General features: G+C 65.2%; 13 protein-coding genes. 3 read left to right on the forward strand and 10 right to left on the reverse strand.

Annotation, left to right across the window (positions count from 1 at the left end; genetic code table 11):
• Nucleotides 1-75 precede the first annotated feature (75 nt).
• Nucleotides 76-1,392, forward strand: coding sequence for an MFS transporter (locus tag YUA_RS0141600; protein WP_035973127.1), 1,317 nt, complete (start codon nucleotides 76-78; stop codon nucleotides 1,390-1,392).
• 57 nt (nucleotides 1,393-1,449) lie between these two features.
• Here YUA_RS0141600 and YUA_RS0141605 read toward each other — a convergent pair whose 3' ends face one another.
• The 3 genes from YUA_RS0141605 to YUA_RS0141615 are packed head-to-tail and all read right to left on the reverse strand — an operon-like array spanning nucleotide 1,450 to nucleotide 4,659.
• Nucleotides 1,450-1,773 carry a carboxylesterase family protein gene (locus tag YUA_RS0141605; protein WP_027535930.1) on the reverse strand — a complete coding sequence of 108 codons (324 nt, stop codon included), beginning with the start codon at nucleotides 1,771-1,773 and terminating at the stop codon, nucleotides 1,450-1,452.
• Nucleotides 1,774-1,789: 16 nt separating this feature from the next.
• A complete protein-coding gene (locus YUA_RS0141610; protein WP_027535931.1) occupies nucleotides 1,790-3,298 on the reverse strand; it encodes a carboxylesterase/lipase family protein in 1,509 nt (502 codons plus the stop codon).
• A gap of 23 nt (nucleotides 3,299-3,321) precedes the next feature.
• On the reverse strand, nucleotides 3,322-4,659 hold the full coding sequence (locus YUA_RS0141615) for an MFS transporter (protein ID WP_084293229.1): 1,338 nt from the start codon (nucleotides 4,657-4,659) through the stop codon (nucleotides 3,322-3,324).
• A 214-nt stretch (nucleotides 4,660-4,873) separates the two neighbouring features.
• Between YUA_RS0141615 and YUA_RS0141620 the strand changes: the two genes are divergently transcribed.
• Nucleotides 4,874-5,524, forward strand: a complete 651-nt coding sequence (locus YUA_RS0141620; RefSeq protein ID WP_027535933.1) for a TetR/AcrR family transcriptional regulator — start codon at nucleotides 4,874-4,876, stop codon at nucleotides 5,522-5,524.
• A gap of 289 nt (nucleotides 5,525-5,813) precedes the next feature.
• On the opposite strand, the gene YUA_RS0141625 is transcribed toward YUA_RS0141620, so the two are convergent.
• From YUA_RS0141625 to YUA_RS0141655, 7 genes are all read right to left on the reverse strand, one after another.
• Nucleotides 5,814-6,965 carry an alpha-hydroxy acid oxidase gene (locus tag YUA_RS0141625; protein WP_027535934.1) on the reverse strand — a complete coding sequence of 384 codons (1,152 nt, stop codon included), beginning with the start codon at nucleotides 6,963-6,965 and terminating at the stop codon, nucleotides 5,814-5,816.
• 34 nt (nucleotides 6,966-6,999) lie between these two features.
• Nucleotides 7,000-8,190: a mannonate dehydratase gene (gene uxuA, locus YUA_RS0141630; protein ID WP_084293230.1), complete on the reverse strand. Its 1,191-nt coding sequence runs from the start codon at nucleotides 8,188-8,190 to the stop codon at nucleotides 7,000-7,002.
• 12 nt (nucleotides 8,191-8,202) lie between these two features.
• Nucleotides 8,203-9,252 (reverse strand): L-idonate 5-dehydrogenase, encoded by a 1,050-nt coding sequence (locus YUA_RS0141635; RefSeq protein WP_027535936.1) that lies wholly within the window; start codon nucleotides 9,250-9,252, stop codon nucleotides 8,203-8,205.
• Nucleotides 9,249-10,655: a TRAP transporter large permease gene (locus tag YUA_RS0141640; RefSeq protein WP_027535937.1), complete on the reverse strand. Its 1,407-nt coding sequence runs from the start codon at nucleotides 10,653-10,655 to the stop codon at nucleotides 9,249-9,251. The genes YUA_RS0141635 and YUA_RS0141640 overlap by 4 nt, the downstream gene beginning before the upstream one ends.
• Before the next feature lie 4 nt (nucleotides 10,656-10,659).
• A complete protein-coding gene (locus tag YUA_RS0141645; protein WP_027535938.1) occupies nucleotides 10,660-11,238 on the reverse strand; it encodes a TRAP transporter small permease in 579 nt (192 codons plus the stop codon).
• A gap of 346 nt (nucleotides 11,239-11,584) precedes the next feature.
• On the reverse strand, nucleotides 11,585-12,544 hold the full coding sequence (locus tag YUA_RS0141650; protein ID WP_027535939.1) for a sialic acid TRAP transporter substrate-binding protein SiaP: 960 nt from the start codon (nucleotides 12,542-12,544) through the stop codon (nucleotides 11,585-11,587).
• Nucleotides 12,545-12,631: 87 nt separating this feature from the next.
• Nucleotides 12,632-13,441, reverse strand: coding sequence for a FadR/GntR family transcriptional regulator (locus YUA_RS0141655; RefSeq protein ID WP_027535940.1), 810 nt, complete (start codon nucleotides 13,439-13,441; stop codon nucleotides 12,632-12,634).
• A 137-nt stretch (nucleotides 13,442-13,578) separates the two neighbouring features.
• Between YUA_RS0141655 and YUA_RS0141660 the strand changes: the two genes are divergently transcribed.
• Nucleotides 13,579-15,048 carry a mannitol dehydrogenase family protein gene (locus YUA_RS0141660; protein ID WP_027535941.1) on the forward strand — a complete coding sequence of 490 codons (1,470 nt, stop codon included), beginning with the start codon at nucleotides 13,579-13,581 and terminating at the stop codon, nucleotides 15,046-15,048.
• Nucleotides 15,049-15,089: the final 41 nt, after the last annotated feature.

The raw sequence follows: 15,089 nt of genomic DNA on the forward strand, positions 1-15,089 counted from the left end.
GTAGAGTAGATAAACACTGCAGGGGTGGCGACGTTTGCCGGGCTGGTTCCCCTCGACGCCACCAATGCAGGACACATGACGACCTCGCCTCACGCGACCTCGCCAAGCACGACATCGAACTCGGCTTCCGCGCCCCCTCATCTCGCCATCGTCCTGTTCTCGCTCGCGATGGGCGGCTTTGCGATCGGGACCACCGAATTCGCATCGATGAGCCTGCTGCCGTTCTTCGCGGCTGACCTTCACATCGACGAGCCGACCGCCGGACACGCGATCAGCGCCTACGCCCTCGGCGTGGTGCTGGGTGCGCCGCTGATTGCCGTGCTCGGCGCGCGGTTCGCGCGGCGCACGCAGCTGCTGGTGCTGATGGCCGTGTTCGCACTCGGCAACGCCCTCACCGCGCTCGCACCCGGCTTCGGCGCGATGGTCGCGGCCCGCTTTCTCTCCGGCCTGCCTCACGGCGCCTATTTCGGCATCGCCGCGCTGGTTGCCGCCTCGCTCGTTCCCCAACATCGCCGCTCGCAGGCGATCGGCCAGGTGATGCTGGGCCTGACCGTCGCCACCATCATCGGCGTGCCACTGGCCAATCTGATTGGCCAGGCGGTCGGCTGGCGCGCGAGTTTCGGCCTCGTGTCGGTGCTGGCGCTGCTCACGATGCTGCTGTGCGCGCTGTTCGCGCCGCGCGACCAGGCCGGCCGGTCGGATCTGTTGCGCGAGCTCGGCGCGCTCCGAAGCGGCCGGGTCTGGATCACGCTCGCGATCGGCGCCATCGGCTTCGGCGGCATGTTTGCCGTCTACACTTATCTGGCGACGACCTTGATCGAGGTCACCAAGGTCGGCACCGAGGTCATTCCGTTCTTCCTGGCGATATTCGGCATCGGCGCCACGCTCGGCAATCTGTTCGTGCCGCGCTTCGCCGATCGCGCGCTGATGCCGACGGCGGGCATCATCCTGCTGTTTGCAGCCGTCGCTCTGCTGGCGTTTCCGCTCGCGGCCGGCAATCCCTGGCTGCTTGCGATCGACATCTTCGCGATCGGCGCCAGCGTCGCACTCGGGGCTATCCTGCAGACGCGGCTGATGGACGTCGCGGGAGACGCACAGGCGCTCGCGGCCGCGCTCAACCATTCTGCGTTCAACACCGCCAATGCGCTCGGCCCATTCCTCGGCGGCCTCGCCATTCGCCAAGGGCTCGGCTGGACCTCCACTGGTCCCGTCGGCGCCGGGCTGGCGGTCCTGGGCTTTCTGATCTGGATCGTCGCCTATCGCGACAGCGGCTCCGCGCCGGTCGAGCACGCCGCGGGCAGCGACGCGGCACCACGACAGGACGCTCCGCTGCGACGCGCGCCACCGCTGGCGCCGAATAGCCGAAGCCGCTCCAAGGATCCGGTGGCCTGACGGATCGCAACGCGCTCAGAACAGAGCGGCGTCTGGCTCGGCCTCCGTGAGCCCGCGCTAGTCGCGCGAGATCCGGGGCGTCGAAGGCGTCACGTTGGCCGGCGTGTGGAAATCGAGCCGCGCTCGGTTCTCCTCGCGTACGCCTGACACATCGCCGAACTCGACACAGGTCTGCGCGTCCTGCTTCCATTGCGGCCATGGTGTGGCCGGCGTGGCGGGATTGCCGGCGCGGGCGAAGGCCACGAGTGTGTCCATCATGCGTTCGGACAGCGCGCGGTCGAACTCGGTCCAGTTGCGCGTGGTGCGGAATTTGTTGAAAGCCTCGGCCCAGTTGCGCGTGCCGATCTCGACCAGCCCCTCGCGCGCCGCAAGCAGGCCCATGGCCTTCGCCTCGCCGTCAGTCTTCGCCGGATAGAGCCTCCGTCATGTTCTTTTTATCGTTGGAGCTCGCGCTCAGCTCCGTCCACAGGCGGAAGCGCACGCCTTCGTTGAGAGGCACAATATGAAACGGCTGCCCGAAGATTGCGAGTGGCTGCTTAGCCGGCTCGAACCGCGGCCAGGCTTCCGCGACATCAGGCTGGCCTGATGTCACGAAGCGCAGCAGGCCTGTTTGAAACCGCGCCGCGACGTCGATGTCGGCTGGCGTCATCAGCCCGCCCTTGCGCTTCAGGATCGGACGGTCGATGAAGTCGGGCAGATGCGCCCAGAGGCAGGCATTGTCGGCGCCGTGCGTCGGTCCTTGCGACAGGAACGGTTCCAGCGCCGGGCGATGGTCGAATCGGCTCAGCCACACCGCGCCGCCCGCGGCTGCGTGGCTTCGCGCGAGATCGGCCATCGGGCGATGCCAGAACGCGTCCGACAGCAGCGCCTCGTACGGATCCTCGTCGACGCGCGCCGAGCCGCGGTAGTAGCCGAGCAGACGCTCCCAGCCGGCATCGCCAAGGGCGGCGCGTACATTCCGCTCGGTGGTGCGGATCATCGCGGCCGGCGGCGTGCTCTTCAGAAACATCGCCATCTCGTCGCGGCAGGAGCCGAGCCAGAGCGGAATGTCGCGCAAGCCTCCCTCGGCGAAGACATCGCGCGGCTCGCGCGAGATCACGGTGCCGTCGAGCACCGGGCCGAACACGGTGCCTGCGGTAGTTTCATCAGCGATCCTGCGGCCGACACGCTCGACGGCCGCAAACAGCTTTGGCAGCGGCACGGATGCGATTGCGCCGGGATCGTGCTCGAGTTCGAGCTCGGCCAGCACGCGGCGCGCGACCTGGTCGGCATGGTCGGCGCTCATGATATTGCGGCCCGGCGCGCTCAGCGCCAGCGCGCGGGCGAACTTGCCCTTGGCCTGCGATAGGGTTGCGAGCGCAATCACCATGGACGCGCCGGCCGACTGGCCCGACAGCGTCACCTGGTTCGGATCGCCGCCGAAATTGGCGATATTGGCGTGGACCCAATCCAGCGCGGCGAGCGCATCGCAGATCGCGAGATTGTTGGCCTCACCCAATCCGTGACGATGCAGTTGCAGGAAGCCGAGCGGGCCGAGCCGATAGTTGATGTTGACGATGACGGCCGGGCCGTGCGCGGCGAGGAATGCGCCGTCATAGTCGGCGCCACCGCCGGTGACGAAGGCGCCGCCATGGATGAAGAACAGCACCGGCAGCGGGCGCTCGGCCACGGCCGGCGTCCAGATATTCAGGCTGAGACAGGATTCTTCTGCCTGATCGAGATGCCCGGGCTGCGGCGCGTAGGCACCGTAGTCCATGCATTGGCGCGGCTCCGTCCACGCAAGCGGCGGCGTCGTTTTGGCAAAGCGACGCGCGGTCGCGAACGGCACGCCCTTGAAGGCGCGGACGCCTTTCTGCTCGGCCCCAATGACGGAGCCGTGCTCGGTCGGAACAGCGTTGGTCAGCATGCGATTCTGTCCCTGTCTTTCATTCACGCGCGCCGCTTGCCGAGATCGGCAATGTCGACCTTGTGGGTTTCGCGCGCGGTCGATGCGGCCACACCCGAGGCGACGCAACAGCCGGCGACGAAGATCGCAACCGGGACCCAGCCGTTCGGTCCTTCGCCGACGAGGCTCGCGCTCACCAGCGGCGTGAAGCCGGCGGCAAGGAAGCCGAGCTGGGTGCCGATCGCGGTGCCGGAATAGCGCACGCGCGCCTCGAACATCTCCGCATAGAACGACGGCCAGATCGCGTTCGGCGCGGAGTAGATGATGTACAGGCCAATCGCCGCGGCGAAGATCGCCGGCGTGCTGCCAGACGTCACCAGCATGAAATAGGGGAACAGCAGCACGGCGCAGCCGAGTACGCCGCCGATGAACACCGGCTTGCGACCGATCCTGTCGGCGAGCAGGGCCCAGAGCGGCTGCGCGAACAGCGCCACCACATTGCCGAGCACGCCGGCCCACAGCATGGTCGGACGCGCGACGCCGAACTTGCTGGTGGCATAGCCGAGCGCAAACACCGCGGTCATGGTGCTGACGGTCGCGATCAGCGCGCAGACGATCACGCGCAGCACGTCGGACCAGTAATCGCGCAGCAGCGCGACGACGGGGAAGCGCGCAACTTGTGCCTTGTCCTTGATGTCTTCGAACACGGGCGTTTCCGGCATGGTCCGGCGGACCAGATAGGCGACCAGCAGCACCAGCGCGGAAAGCAGGAACGGGATGCGCCAGCCCCAGCTCAGCAGTTGGTCTTCCGGCATGCTGGCGACAGGAATGAACACCAGCGTCGCCAGGATCGCGCCGGCCTGGGTGCCGCTCAGGGTCCAGCTCGTGAAGAAGGCGCGGTTGGAATTGGCGGAATGCTCCAGCGTCAGCGAGTTCGCCCCGCTCTGCTCGCCGGCGGCCGACAGGCCCTGCAACAGGCGCAGCAGCGTCAGGATGATGGGCGCGGCGCTGCCGATGGTCTTGGCATCCGGCAACAGGCCGATCGCCAGCGTCGAAGCGCCCATCACCACCAGCGTAAACAGCAGCACCGTCTTGCGGCCGATGCGATCGCCGAAATGGCCGAGGATGACGGCGCCGACGGGCCGGGCGATATAGCCGATGCCGAACGACAGTAGCGCGAGCAGCGTCCCGGTCGCAGGATCGACATTGGCGAAGAACACTTTTGGAAAGATCAGCGCCGCCGCGGTGCCGTAGATGAAGAAGTCGTAGTATTCGAGCATGCTGCCGACGAAGCTGACGAGCGCGGCGCGCTTCGGCAGCTTGCCTTGCGAGATTTCCGCGCTCGACGGCGCGTGCAGTGATGCGATTGAGGTCGAGCTCATCAAAATTCCTCCCCGTGTGCGATGTCGGTCGCGGCTCGCGTCATGCCCGTCCGGCCGTGCGCGAGTTTTTTGCTTTTGATTGCCGCAACCTTGGTTTCAATTCATAATGTACGAACTAGTACGTTTATGCAAGAGGACGCCGAAAGACGTCGGATTGGGCGAAATTTGCCTTCACCTTCAAGGTGATCCATAGAAACGGGCGGGAGAAACAGTGATGCTCGAGCGCATGCCACCCCCATCGAAGCGCACCAACGACCCCGAGCGCACCAAGCGCGACATCCTCGAAGTGGCGATGGCCGAATTCGCCTCGGAGGGCTATTCCGGCGCCCGCGTCGACGCGATCGCGGCGCGGACCCGCACTTCGAAGCGGATGATCTATTATTATTTCGGCGGCAAGGAGCAGCTCTACCTCGCGGTGCTGGAAGAAGCCTATCGCAGCATCCGCGCGCTGGAGGACCAGCTCGACATCGCAAGCTGCGACGCGCGCGAGGGCCTGCGCCGGCTGATCGAGGCGACGTTCGACCACGACGAGCGCAATCCGAACTTCATCCGCCTCGTCAGCATCGAGAACATCCACCACGGCAAGCACCTGAAGCAGAATTTGCAGCTGCGCCAGCTCAATGCCAGCGTGATCGCGACGCTGGACGGCATTCTCAAGCGCGGCCGTGCGGAAGGCGCCTTCCGCAACGACGTCGACGCCATCGACCTGCATCTGGCCATTTCCTCCTACTGCTTCTTCCGCGTCGCCAACCGCCACACCTTTGGTGCGCTGTTCGACCGCGATCTCAGCGAGCCCAGGGTGCTGGCGAAGAGCAGAAGCCAGATCGTGGAGATGATTTTGGCGTGGCTGGCGGCGGGGGCTTGAGGCGACGGCGCGCCACAAACCCGGCTGTCGTCCTGGCGAACGCCAGGACCCATAACCACCGAATGCCGTTTGGCTAAGACACGGAGTTACCAGCTCGCAAGACAACATCTCCCTTGGATAATGGGTCCTGGCTTTCGCCAGGACGACAGTAGAGAGACAGTCAAGCAGCTACCCAACGCTGTCATTGCGAGCGTAGCGAAGCAATCCAGAATCTTTCCGCGTAGACGGCCTGGATTGCCGCGCTGCGCTCGCAATGACGGGGCAAAGGGCGGCGCCTTCTCGCGGCGCGCTACCCGGGCCGGAAGCGCAGATTGGCGCGCGACAGCTGGCCGATCGACGTGCACCCCATCAGCTTCATGCCGCGCTCGAGCTCGGCGCGCAGCAGGCCGAGGGCCCGTTCGACACCGGGCTGGCCGGCGGCGGCGAGCGGATACAGATAATATCGTCCAAGCCCGACCGCCTTGGCCCCGAGCGACAACGCTTTCAGGATATGGGTTCCGCGCTGGATGCCGCCATCCATCATCACATCGATGCCGTCACCCACGGCATCGACGATTTCGGCAAGCTGATCGAAGGCTGAGCGGGAGCCGTCGAGCTGGCGGCCGCCATGGTTGGACAGGACGATCCCGGCACAGCCGATATCAACTGCGCGACGCGCGTCTTCCACCGACATAATCCCTTTCAGGCAGAACGGTCCGTTCCAGGTCCGCACCATCTCCGCGACATCGTCCCAGTTCATCGCGGGATCCAGCATCTCCGTGAAATAGCGGCCGATCGACATGGCGCCGCCGCTCATGTCGACGTGCTCCTCCAGTTGCGGCAGCCTGAATTTCTCGTGGGTGAGATACTCGATGCCCCATCGCGGCTTGATCGCGAACTGCAGCATGCCGGCAAGCGTCAGGCGGAAGGGAATGCTGAAGCCGGTGCGCAGATCGCGCTCGCGATTTCCTCCGGTGATGCTGTCGACCGTCAGCATCATCACCTCGACGCCGGCCTCCTTGGCGCGCTGCATCATGGCGCGGTTGAGACCGCGATCCCTGTGGAAGTAGAACTGATAGACCTGCGGTGTGTCGTAGGCCTTGCGCAATTCCTCGAGGCTAACCGTGCCCAGCGAGGAGACGCCGAACATGGTGCCGTATTTCGCAGCCGCCGCGGCGACGGCGCGCTCGCCGTCGTGATGGAACAGCCGCTGCAAGGCGGTCGGCGAGCAGTAGAACGGCTGCGCGAGCGTCTGGCCCATGACCGTCACCGAGAGATCGACCTGCTGCACGCCGCGCAGCACGTTGGGCAGCAGATCGCAATGCTCGAAGCTGGCGCTGTTGCGGCGATGGGTCGTCTCGTCGTCGGCGGCGCCGTCGATATAGTTGAAGATCGGGCCGGGCAGCCGGTGACGCGCCAGCCGCCGGAAGTCGTGGAAGTTATGACATTGTGCCAGTCGCATCTTTCACCGCCGCTCACACACTGCCACGGATCTCCTATTGATGCTCGATCGCGCGGATCGCGCCACGCAATTCCGCGAGGCCGCGGAGGCGGCCGATTGCAGTATAGCCGGGATTGGTGCGCTTGGTAGCGGCGAGATCGTCGAGCATGCGGTGGCCGTGGTCGGGCCGGAATACGATTTGCTTGTCGGGCGAGCGCCGCGCATTCTCTTTCAACAGCACCTTGAGCACGGCGACCATGTCGACGTCGCCGTCGAGATGATCGGACTCGTAGAACGTCAGGCCGTCAGCCTCGCGCTTGGTCGCGCGCAGATGGGCAAAGGCAATGCGCGGGCCGAAGCGTTCGGCGATTTCAGGCAGATTGTTCTCGGCGCGCACGCCGAGCGAGCCCGTGCACAGGCAGATGCCGTTCGCCTTGGACGGCACGGCGTCGAACAGCGCCTGGTAATCGTCGGCGGTCGAGGCAATCCGCGGCAGTCCGAACAGCGGGCGCGGCGGATCGTCCGGATGCAGCGTCAGTGAGACGCCGAGCGGCTCGGCGACCGGCGCGACACGCGCAAGGAATTCGGCAAGATGCTGCCGCAGGATCGTTGGCGTGATGTCGCGATAAGTCTCCAGCCGGTCGCGGAATTGCGGGATCGTCATCGACTCGGTGGTCGAGCCGGGCAACGCACTGGCAATGACCGTGACGAGATAGTCGATGTCGGATTGGCTCATCTGATCGAACAGTTTCTTCGCGCGCGCCTGCTGCTCCGGCGAATACTCCTGCACGGCGGCGGGCCGCTTGAGAATGTGCAGCTCGAACGCCGCAAAGCGGTCCTGGTCGAAGCGCATGGCGCGGGCGCCGTTCGGCAGCTCCCATTCGAGGTCCGTTCGGCACCAATCGACAACAGGCATGAAATTGTAGCAGATGATCTTGATGCCCGAGGCGGCCACCGCCTCCAGGCTCGCGATCCACGCTTCGATCGACTGCGTCGCCTTGGCCCCGAGTCGCTTGACGTCGTCCGGGATCGGAATCGATTCAACGACCGACCAGGTCAATTGCGACCGGCCGGGCTGACCGTTCTCGATGAAATTCTTGCGCTCCTCGACCGCCTTGCGCGTCCAGGCCTCGCCGATCGGCACCTGATGCAGCGCCGAGACGATATCGGTCGCCCCGGCCTGCCTGACATCGTCGAGCGAGACCGGATCATCCGGCCCGTACCAGCGCCATCCCTCGAGCATCATGTGCGTCTCCTATCAATTCGCGATCAGCACGACCTTGACGCTCTGCGAGCGGTCGAGCGCCAGCCGCAATGCGTCCGGCGCGGTCGACAGCGGCCGCTCGGCGGTGACCAGCGACAGCACATCGACGCTGCCCGCGCCGATCAGTTCCACCGCGGTCATGAACTCGAGCCCAAAGCGGAACGAGCCGCGCAGGTCGATCTCCTTCGCCATCACCGCATTCGACGGCGTCGGAATCTGGCCGCTCGGCAGATTGCCGATCTGCACGACAACACCGCCGCGCCTGACGATGCCGATGGCGCTGGCAAGGCCCGCGGCCGTGCCCGAGACTTCGAACGCGACGTCGTAGGGACGCGAGGCGGCTTGCGCCTTCAGGCCCTCTTCACCGTCTGCGACGTTCTCGACATGCGATGCGCCGAGACGGGTCGCGAAGGCAAGCGGGGCCGTCGCGATGTCGGCCACCGTGATATCGGCCATGCCCGCGCGGTGCGCGGCCAGCATGGTCAGAAGCCCGATCGGGCCGGCACCGAAGATGATGCCGCGCTTGCCATCGATGTTGCCGGCGCGCGCAACCGCGTGCAGGCAGACCGCCAGCGGCTCGGCCAAGGCTGCAGCCTGGTAGGACACATGATCCGGAATCTTCACGCACTGCGCCGGGATCGCGTCGAAGTAATTGGCAAAACCGCCCTGCATGTGCGGCGTCTTCGATGCCGAACCCATGAAGTAGATATTTTCGCAGAGGTTTTGACGGCCCTCGCGACAGGCAGTGCAATGGCCGCACCAGCGCGACGGGTTGACGGCGACGCGGTCGCCGACCTTCAGGTTCGCCGCCGAGCCCGCGATCTCCACGACCTGGCCCGAGATCTCGTGGCCGAGCACCAGCGGCGACTTCACCACGAAGTCGCCGGTCCGGGCATGACGGAAGTAGTGCATGTCGGAACCGCAGATGCCGCCGGCGCCGAAGCGGATGCGCACCATGCCGTCGGCGAGCTTGTCGAGCGGATGCTCGATCATGCGCAGATCTTCGGGGCCGAACAGGGTTGCGGCGAGAGAAGTAGAGGTCATTTGGAAAGTCCCATATATTTCGGTAGCCAGAGGGTCAATTCGGGAATGTAGGTGATCGCGATCAACGCGAGCATCAGCGGCACCAGCCAGGGCAGGATCGCAACTGTGGTGCGCTCGACCGAGAGCTTTGCCACGCGCGCGAGCACGAACAGCACCATGCCGAGCGGCGGATGCAACAGGCCGATCATCAGGTTCAGCGTCATGATCAGACCGAAATGGATCGGATCGATGCCGAGCTTGAGCACGATCGGCAGCAGGATTGGCACCAGGATCGTGATCGCTGCCGTGGTGTCGATGAAGCAGCCGACGAACAGGATGAGGACGTTGGCGAGCGCCAGAAACGCCCATTTATTGTGGGTGATGCTGAGCATCCAGTCCGAGAGCAGCTGAGCGGCCTGCGACACCGTCAGCAGCCAGGCGAAGATCGAGGCGGCGGTGACGATGAATAACACCGAGGCCGTGGTCTCGATGGTGTCGAAGGTCGCCTTCGCCACCGTCTTCAAGGTCATGGTGCGGTAGCGGACGAGGCCGAGGAACAGCGACCAGATCACGGCGGCGACGGCAGCTTCGGTCGGCGTGAACCAGCCGAGCGTCATGCCGCCGATCAGGATGACAGGCGCCATCAGCGCCATCACCGCCGAGAAGTCGAAATACCAGTCGATCGCGAGCAGCGCGGCGAGACCGATGACGACGGCCAGATTGGTCGACATGCCGGCCAGCGTCATCAGCCAGATCGCGAGCGGAAAAGCGAGCACGACGATGATCTCGAGGCCGGCCGAGCCGAGCTGCGGCCAGGAGAATGGCGTGTCGCTGCCCCATTGATTCCGGTAGGCGAAGTAGGTGACCGTCGCCATCATCAGCAGCGTCAGAACCACGCCGGGAATGACGCCGCCCAGGAACAGCGCGCCGATCGAGACGTTCGCCATCATGCCGTAGATCACGAAAGGCAGCGACGGCGGGATGATCGGCCCGAGCGTCGCCGAAGCCGCGGTGACGCCGACCGAGAATTCGGTGGTGTAGCCGTGGTCCTTCATCGCCTTGATCTCGATGGTGCCGAGACCGGCGGCATCCGCGATCGCGGTGCCGGACATGCCGGAGAAGATCACCGAGCCGATGATGTTGACGTGGCCGAGCCCGCCGCGCATCCAGCCGACTAGCGCGACCGCGAATTTGTAGATGCGGCCGGTCACGCCGGCGATGTTCATGAGATTGCCGGCGAGGATGAAGAAGGGAACGGCGAGCAGCGGAAAGCTCTCGACGCCGGCGATCATGCGCTGCGCCAGCGTGACGTCGGGCGTCACGCCGCTGACCAGGATGTAAAGCAGCGACGACGCGGCCATGGCAATCGCCACGGGAACGCCGAGCAGCATCAGGACGAGGAAGCCTCCAAGCAACAAAAGCATAACGTTACCCTTCAAAACCGTCGTAGGCGCCGGGTCGTTCGAGGATCGAATAGCCCTGTCGCAGATGCTGCAGCGCGACCTGCAACGAGCGCACGAACATCAGCACGAAGCCGAGCAGCACAGCGTAATAGACGTAGTTCTTGGGAAAGTTGATCGTGGTCATGGACTCGTCGCCGATGATCTGGATGTAAACCCAGACCAGCTTGACGGCGTAGCCGAAGAAGGCGATCCGGATCAGGTCGATCACTGTGGACAGCGCTCGCGCCGCGAGGTGCGGCAAATAGCGGTAGATCAGGTCCACCTGGATGTGCCGCGACAGCCGCACGCACATCGAAGCGCCGATGAAGACCACGCCGATCAGGCAATAGGTCGCGATCTCCTCGGTCCAGGCATAGCTGTCGTTGAGGACGTAGCGGGTGAAGAACTGCAGGAAGACGGCGAGCGCCATCACCCAGAAGATCACCAGCGCCACCCAGTCCTCGAAAGCGTAGATGCCGAGATCGACCTTCGGCGTCGCCTCCTCCTCGAAGGTGTGGGCGATCTCGTCCCCGGTGATCTGCCGGTGCACTTCGGCGGTCGACATGTGAGTACTCCTAAAAACCTGAACGTCGTTCCGGAGCGACGCGTCAGCGTCGAACCCTGAACCTAGAGATTCTCAGGTGCGCAATTGCGCACCGTAGTTCTCGCTACGCGAGCCCCAGAACGCAGTCTCTGGCGCCGTAGGGGCTGCGGCCGATGTGCGCCGCTCTCGCCCCGTAGTCGTCCCGGCGAAGGCCGGGACCCATAGCCACAAGCCGCAGTTGTAGCACCTGCTCGTCGTTCCGAACCTCCCACGATACCAGCACCGCACCCCTTTCGATTGATCACGCGGTATGGGTCCCGGCCTTCGCCGGGACGACGGGGGAGAGAGTCTTCACACTTCGTCGCGGTCACTTCACCGCCTGGATCCGTTCCCAGTCGGCCTTGCGATAGCCGAAGGTCTCGAACGGGACATTCTTCAGCACGATGTCGCGGAATTCGTTCTTGTCGACCTCGGTCACGGTCAGACCCTTCTCCTTGAAGAAGGCGACGAGCTTGGCTTCGTTCTGCTTGATCTCCTCGGTCGCCTTGGCGGCGGCTTCCTGCGCCACGTCGGTGAAGATCTTCTTGTCCTCGTCCGAGAGCTTCTTCCAGAGCGCGCCGGCCACCACCGTGTTGAGGTGATCGACGATGTGGCCGGTCAGCACGATGTGCTTCTGCACCTCGTAGAACTTCTTGGCCTCGATCGTGGTCAGCGGGTTCTCCTGCGCCTCGACGGTGCCGTTCTGGAGCGCGAGATAGACTTCGGCGAAGGCGATCGGCGCGGTATTGGCGCCGCAGGCGCGCGGCATCGCGAGGTAGGCCGGCACGTCGGGCACGCGCATCTTCAGGCCCTTGAGATCGGCGCAGGTCTTGATCGGCTTGTTCGACGAGGTCTGGCGCACGCCGTAATAGGTCACCGCGATGATGTGGTGGCCGCTCTTGTCCTCATAGCCCTTGGCGAGCTCCTTGAAGATGTCGCTCTTGGTGTAGGCGAGCAGATGGTCGGCGTCGCGGAAGGTGTAGGGATAATAGGTCACGCCAATCGGCGGAAAGCTCTTGGCCGCAAAGCTCGAGCCGGAGATGATGATATCGACCGAGCCAAGCGAGAGGCCCTGGTTGATGTCGGCTTCCTTGCCGAGCTGCGAGGCCGGATAGACATCGATCTGGTAGCGCCCGTTGGTGCGCTTGCCGATCTCCTGCGCGGCCCAGACCGAAGCGCTGTGGAACGGCTCCGAGGTCTCGTAGACATGGGCCCATTTCAGCTTGGTCTGCGCCAGGCCGGCCTGGGTCGTCGCGAGCATTGCGGCGACCGACGTCGCCACCACCATCGTGATTTTCTTCAACACTGATTTTCCTCCACTGACTTAAGTCTGCTTCTTGTTCACCCGCCCCAAACCGAGGCGAGCCGCCCGATCTCATCGCCGCCGCGCGCTGCCGCTTTTGGCCTGCTTCTTCGATGGTCGTTTCGATTTCGCCGGCTGATGCCCGGATCGCGCCGCGCGCTTGCGCATTGACGGCGATCCTGCAGCGGTCTCGGCACCAAAATTCTGCGCAAAGCGCTCCTGCGAATGCGCGAGATGATCGCGCATCGCATCGCGGGCCGCCTTGGGCTGGCGCGCCGCAATCGCATCGCGCACGGCCCGGTGCTCGTCGAGCGCCGTGCGCCACGTGCCCGGATTCTCGAAATAATGCGCAAGCTGCGCAAAATAGGGGTTGAGGCGCTGATCGAACAGCTCGCCGACCACGCGCACCAGCACGGCGTTGCCGAGGCATCCGGCGATCGCGATATGGAAGGCGCGGTCGTGGACCATCGAGGCTTCGCCGGGATGTGCGACGTTCTCCATCGCGATCAGAGCGGCGTCGATGCGTGCGATGTCGTCCTTCGTCGCCACGCGCGCGGCCTGCTCGGCAATCGCGCTTTCCAGGAATTCGCGGGCGCGCAACAACTCGAAAGGCCCCTCGATGACGGCGGACGGCGCTGCCGTAGCGTCCGAAGGGTCGGTCACATAGATGCCAGAGCCGACGCGGATGCGGACGCGGCCTTCCACCTCGAGCGCGATCATGGCTTCGCGAACCGTTGGCCGCGAAATCTTGAGCTGCTCAGCGAGCTCGCGCTCGGTCGGCAAGCGGCTGCCGACCGCGTACTCGCCGCTGTCGATCAGGCTTCGCAATTGATCGGCGACCTGGCGGTAAAGCCGTCTCGCCTCCACAGCTTCCAGCGGCACGCTGGCCTCCCTAAAGACACCGCCGATTCATCCGGCGGCCCGCCAATTTTTGGAAAATTGGTCTGACCAATTGACCCGAGCATTGACCGAGGATGGCCGCCATGTCAAGCAGCGGCCAAACACAGGGAGAGACGACCATGCGGCTTGACCGCGCCAATCTCGACCGGCTGCCGCCAGCCACTCGCCGCCCGGGCTATGACCGCTCGCGCGTTACGCCCGGCATTGTGCATCTCGGCCTCGGCGCCTTTCATCGCGCCCATCAGGCCGTCGTCATCGACGATTGCCTGGCCATCGGCGCCACGTCGTGGGGCATCGTCGGCGCGAGCCTGCGCAGCCCGGACACGCGAGACGCCCTCGCCCCGCAGGATCATCTCTACACCGTCGCCGTGCGTGCCGCCGAAGGCACCGAGCACCGCGTCATCGGCGCGCTGCTCGACAGCGTCGTCGCGCGCGAGAAGCCGGCAGCGCTGGTCGAGCGGATGGCCGATCCCGCCATTCGCATCGTTTCGCTCACCGTTACAGAGAAGGGCTATTGCCATACGCCGCAGACCGGCGATCTCGACGAGCGCCATCCTGACGTCGTGCACGATCTCAACAATTTTGACGCGCCGCGCTCGGCGCCCGGCTTCATCGTGGCCGCGCTGGCGCGCCGGCGCGCGTTGGGCATTCCGCCCTTCACCGTGCTGTGCTGCGACAATCTCGCCGCCAACGGTCACACCGTGCAGCGGATCGTGGCGCAGTTCGCAGCACTGCGCTCGAAGGATCTCGGCAAGTGGATCGCCGATACCACCACCTTCCCCTGCACCATGGTCGACCGCATCGTGCCTGAGACGCTGGAGGCCGACCGTGCTGCGGTCGCCACCGCACTCGGGATGCGTGACGCCTGGCCGGTGATGACCGAGCCGTTCACGCAGTGGGTGGTCGAGGATCGCTTTGCCGCGGGGAGGCCCGATCTCGCAGCCGCCGGCGTCGAGCTCGTCAGCGACGTCAAGCCGTTCGAGCTGATGAAGCTACGGCTGCTCAACGCCAGCCATTCCGCGCTCGCTTATCTCGGCTATCTCGCCGGCTATCAGACCATCGCGGATACCATGCAAGATCCGCATTTTGCGCGCCTCGCCGCGCAGGTGATGGAAGAGGCCGCGGTGACGCTGACCATGCCTGCGGGCACCGATCTCACCGCCTACCGCGCCTCGCTGCTCAGGCGCTTTGCCAATCCGGCGCTGCATCACCGCACCTGGCAGATCGCGATGGACGGCTCGCAAAAGCTGCCGCAGCGCCTGCTCGGCGCGATGCAGGATCGCCTCGCCAAGAACCTGCCGATCGCGACGCACGCGCTCGCGGTCGCGGGCTGGATGCGCTACGTCACCGCGTGCGACGAGCAGGGCCGTGCCATCGACGTGCGCGATCCCCTCGCCGCCGAGCTCGCGGACCTGGCGCGCGAGGCCGGTCCCGTCGCGGAACGGCTGGCGCCCGAATTGCTCGGCGTGGAAAAAGTGTTTGGGCCGCTCGGCACCGAGCCGCGCCTGCGCGAGGCCGTGACCGCGGCACTGGGCCGTCTCTATAAGGAAGGTGCGCGGCGCGCGGTGGAGACGCACGTCTCCGCGTGACTACAAAGCGGGCAATGCTGCACTGCGTTCAAAGTCGGACT

It is taken from the genome of Bradyrhizobium sp. WSM3983 (assembly GCF_000473045.1).
In the GTDB taxonomy this organism is placed as follows: Bacteria; Pseudomonadota; Alphaproteobacteria; order Rhizobiales; family Xanthobacteraceae; genus Bradyrhizobium.

What these genes read in the sequence shown, in the direction of transcription:
- uxuA (WP_084293230.1), bottom strand. Translation starts at nt 8,190, where the DNA reads ATGATGCTCGAGGGATGGCGCTGGTACGGGCCGGATGATCCGGTCTCG.
- YUA_RS0141640 (WP_027535937.1), bottom strand. Translation starts at nt 10,655, where the DNA reads ATGCTTTTGTTGCTTGGAGGCTTCCTCGTCCTGATGCTGCTCGGCGTT.
- YUA_RS0141635 (WP_027535936.1), bottom strand. Translation starts at nt 9,252, where the DNA reads ATGACCTCTACTTCTCTCGCCGCAACCCTGTTCGGCCCCGAAGATCTG.
- YUA_RS0141605 (WP_027535930.1), bottom strand. Translation starts at nt 1,773, where the DNA reads ATGGGCCTGCTTGCGGCGCGCGAGGGGCTGGTCGAGATCGGCACGCGC.
- YUA_RS0141645 (WP_027535938.1), bottom strand. Translation starts at nt 11,238, where the DNA reads ATGTCGACCGCCGAAGTGCACCGGCAGATCACCGGGGACGAGATCGCC.
- YUA_RS0141615 (WP_084293229.1), bottom strand. Translation starts at nt 4,659, where the DNA reads ATGAGCTCGACCTCAATCGCATCACTGCACGCGCCGTCGAGCGCGGAA.
- YUA_RS0141650 (WP_027535939.1), bottom strand. Translation starts at nt 12,544, where the DNA reads ATGGTGGTGGCGACGTCGGTCGCCGCAATGCTCGCGACGACCCAGGCC.
- YUA_RS0141625 (WP_027535934.1), bottom strand. Translation starts at nt 6,965, where the DNA reads ATGCGACTGGCACAATGTCATAACTTCCACGACTTCCGGCGGCTGGCG.
- YUA_RS0141620 (WP_027535933.1), top strand. Translation starts at nt 4,874, where the DNA reads ATGCTCGAGCGCATGCCACCCCCATCGAAGCGCACCAACGACCCCGAG.
- YUA_RS0141600 (WP_035973127.1), top strand. Translation starts at nt 76, where the DNA reads ATGACGACCTCGCCTCACGCGACCTCGCCAAGCACGACATCGAACTCG.
- YUA_RS0141610 (WP_027535931.1), bottom strand. Translation starts at nt 3,298, where the DNA reads ATGCTGACCAACGCTGTTCCGACCGAGCACGGCTCCGTCATTGGGGCC.
- YUA_RS0141660 (WP_027535941.1), top strand. Translation starts at nt 13,579, where the DNA reads ATGCGGCTTGACCGCGCCAATCTCGACCGGCTGCCGCCAGCCACTCGC.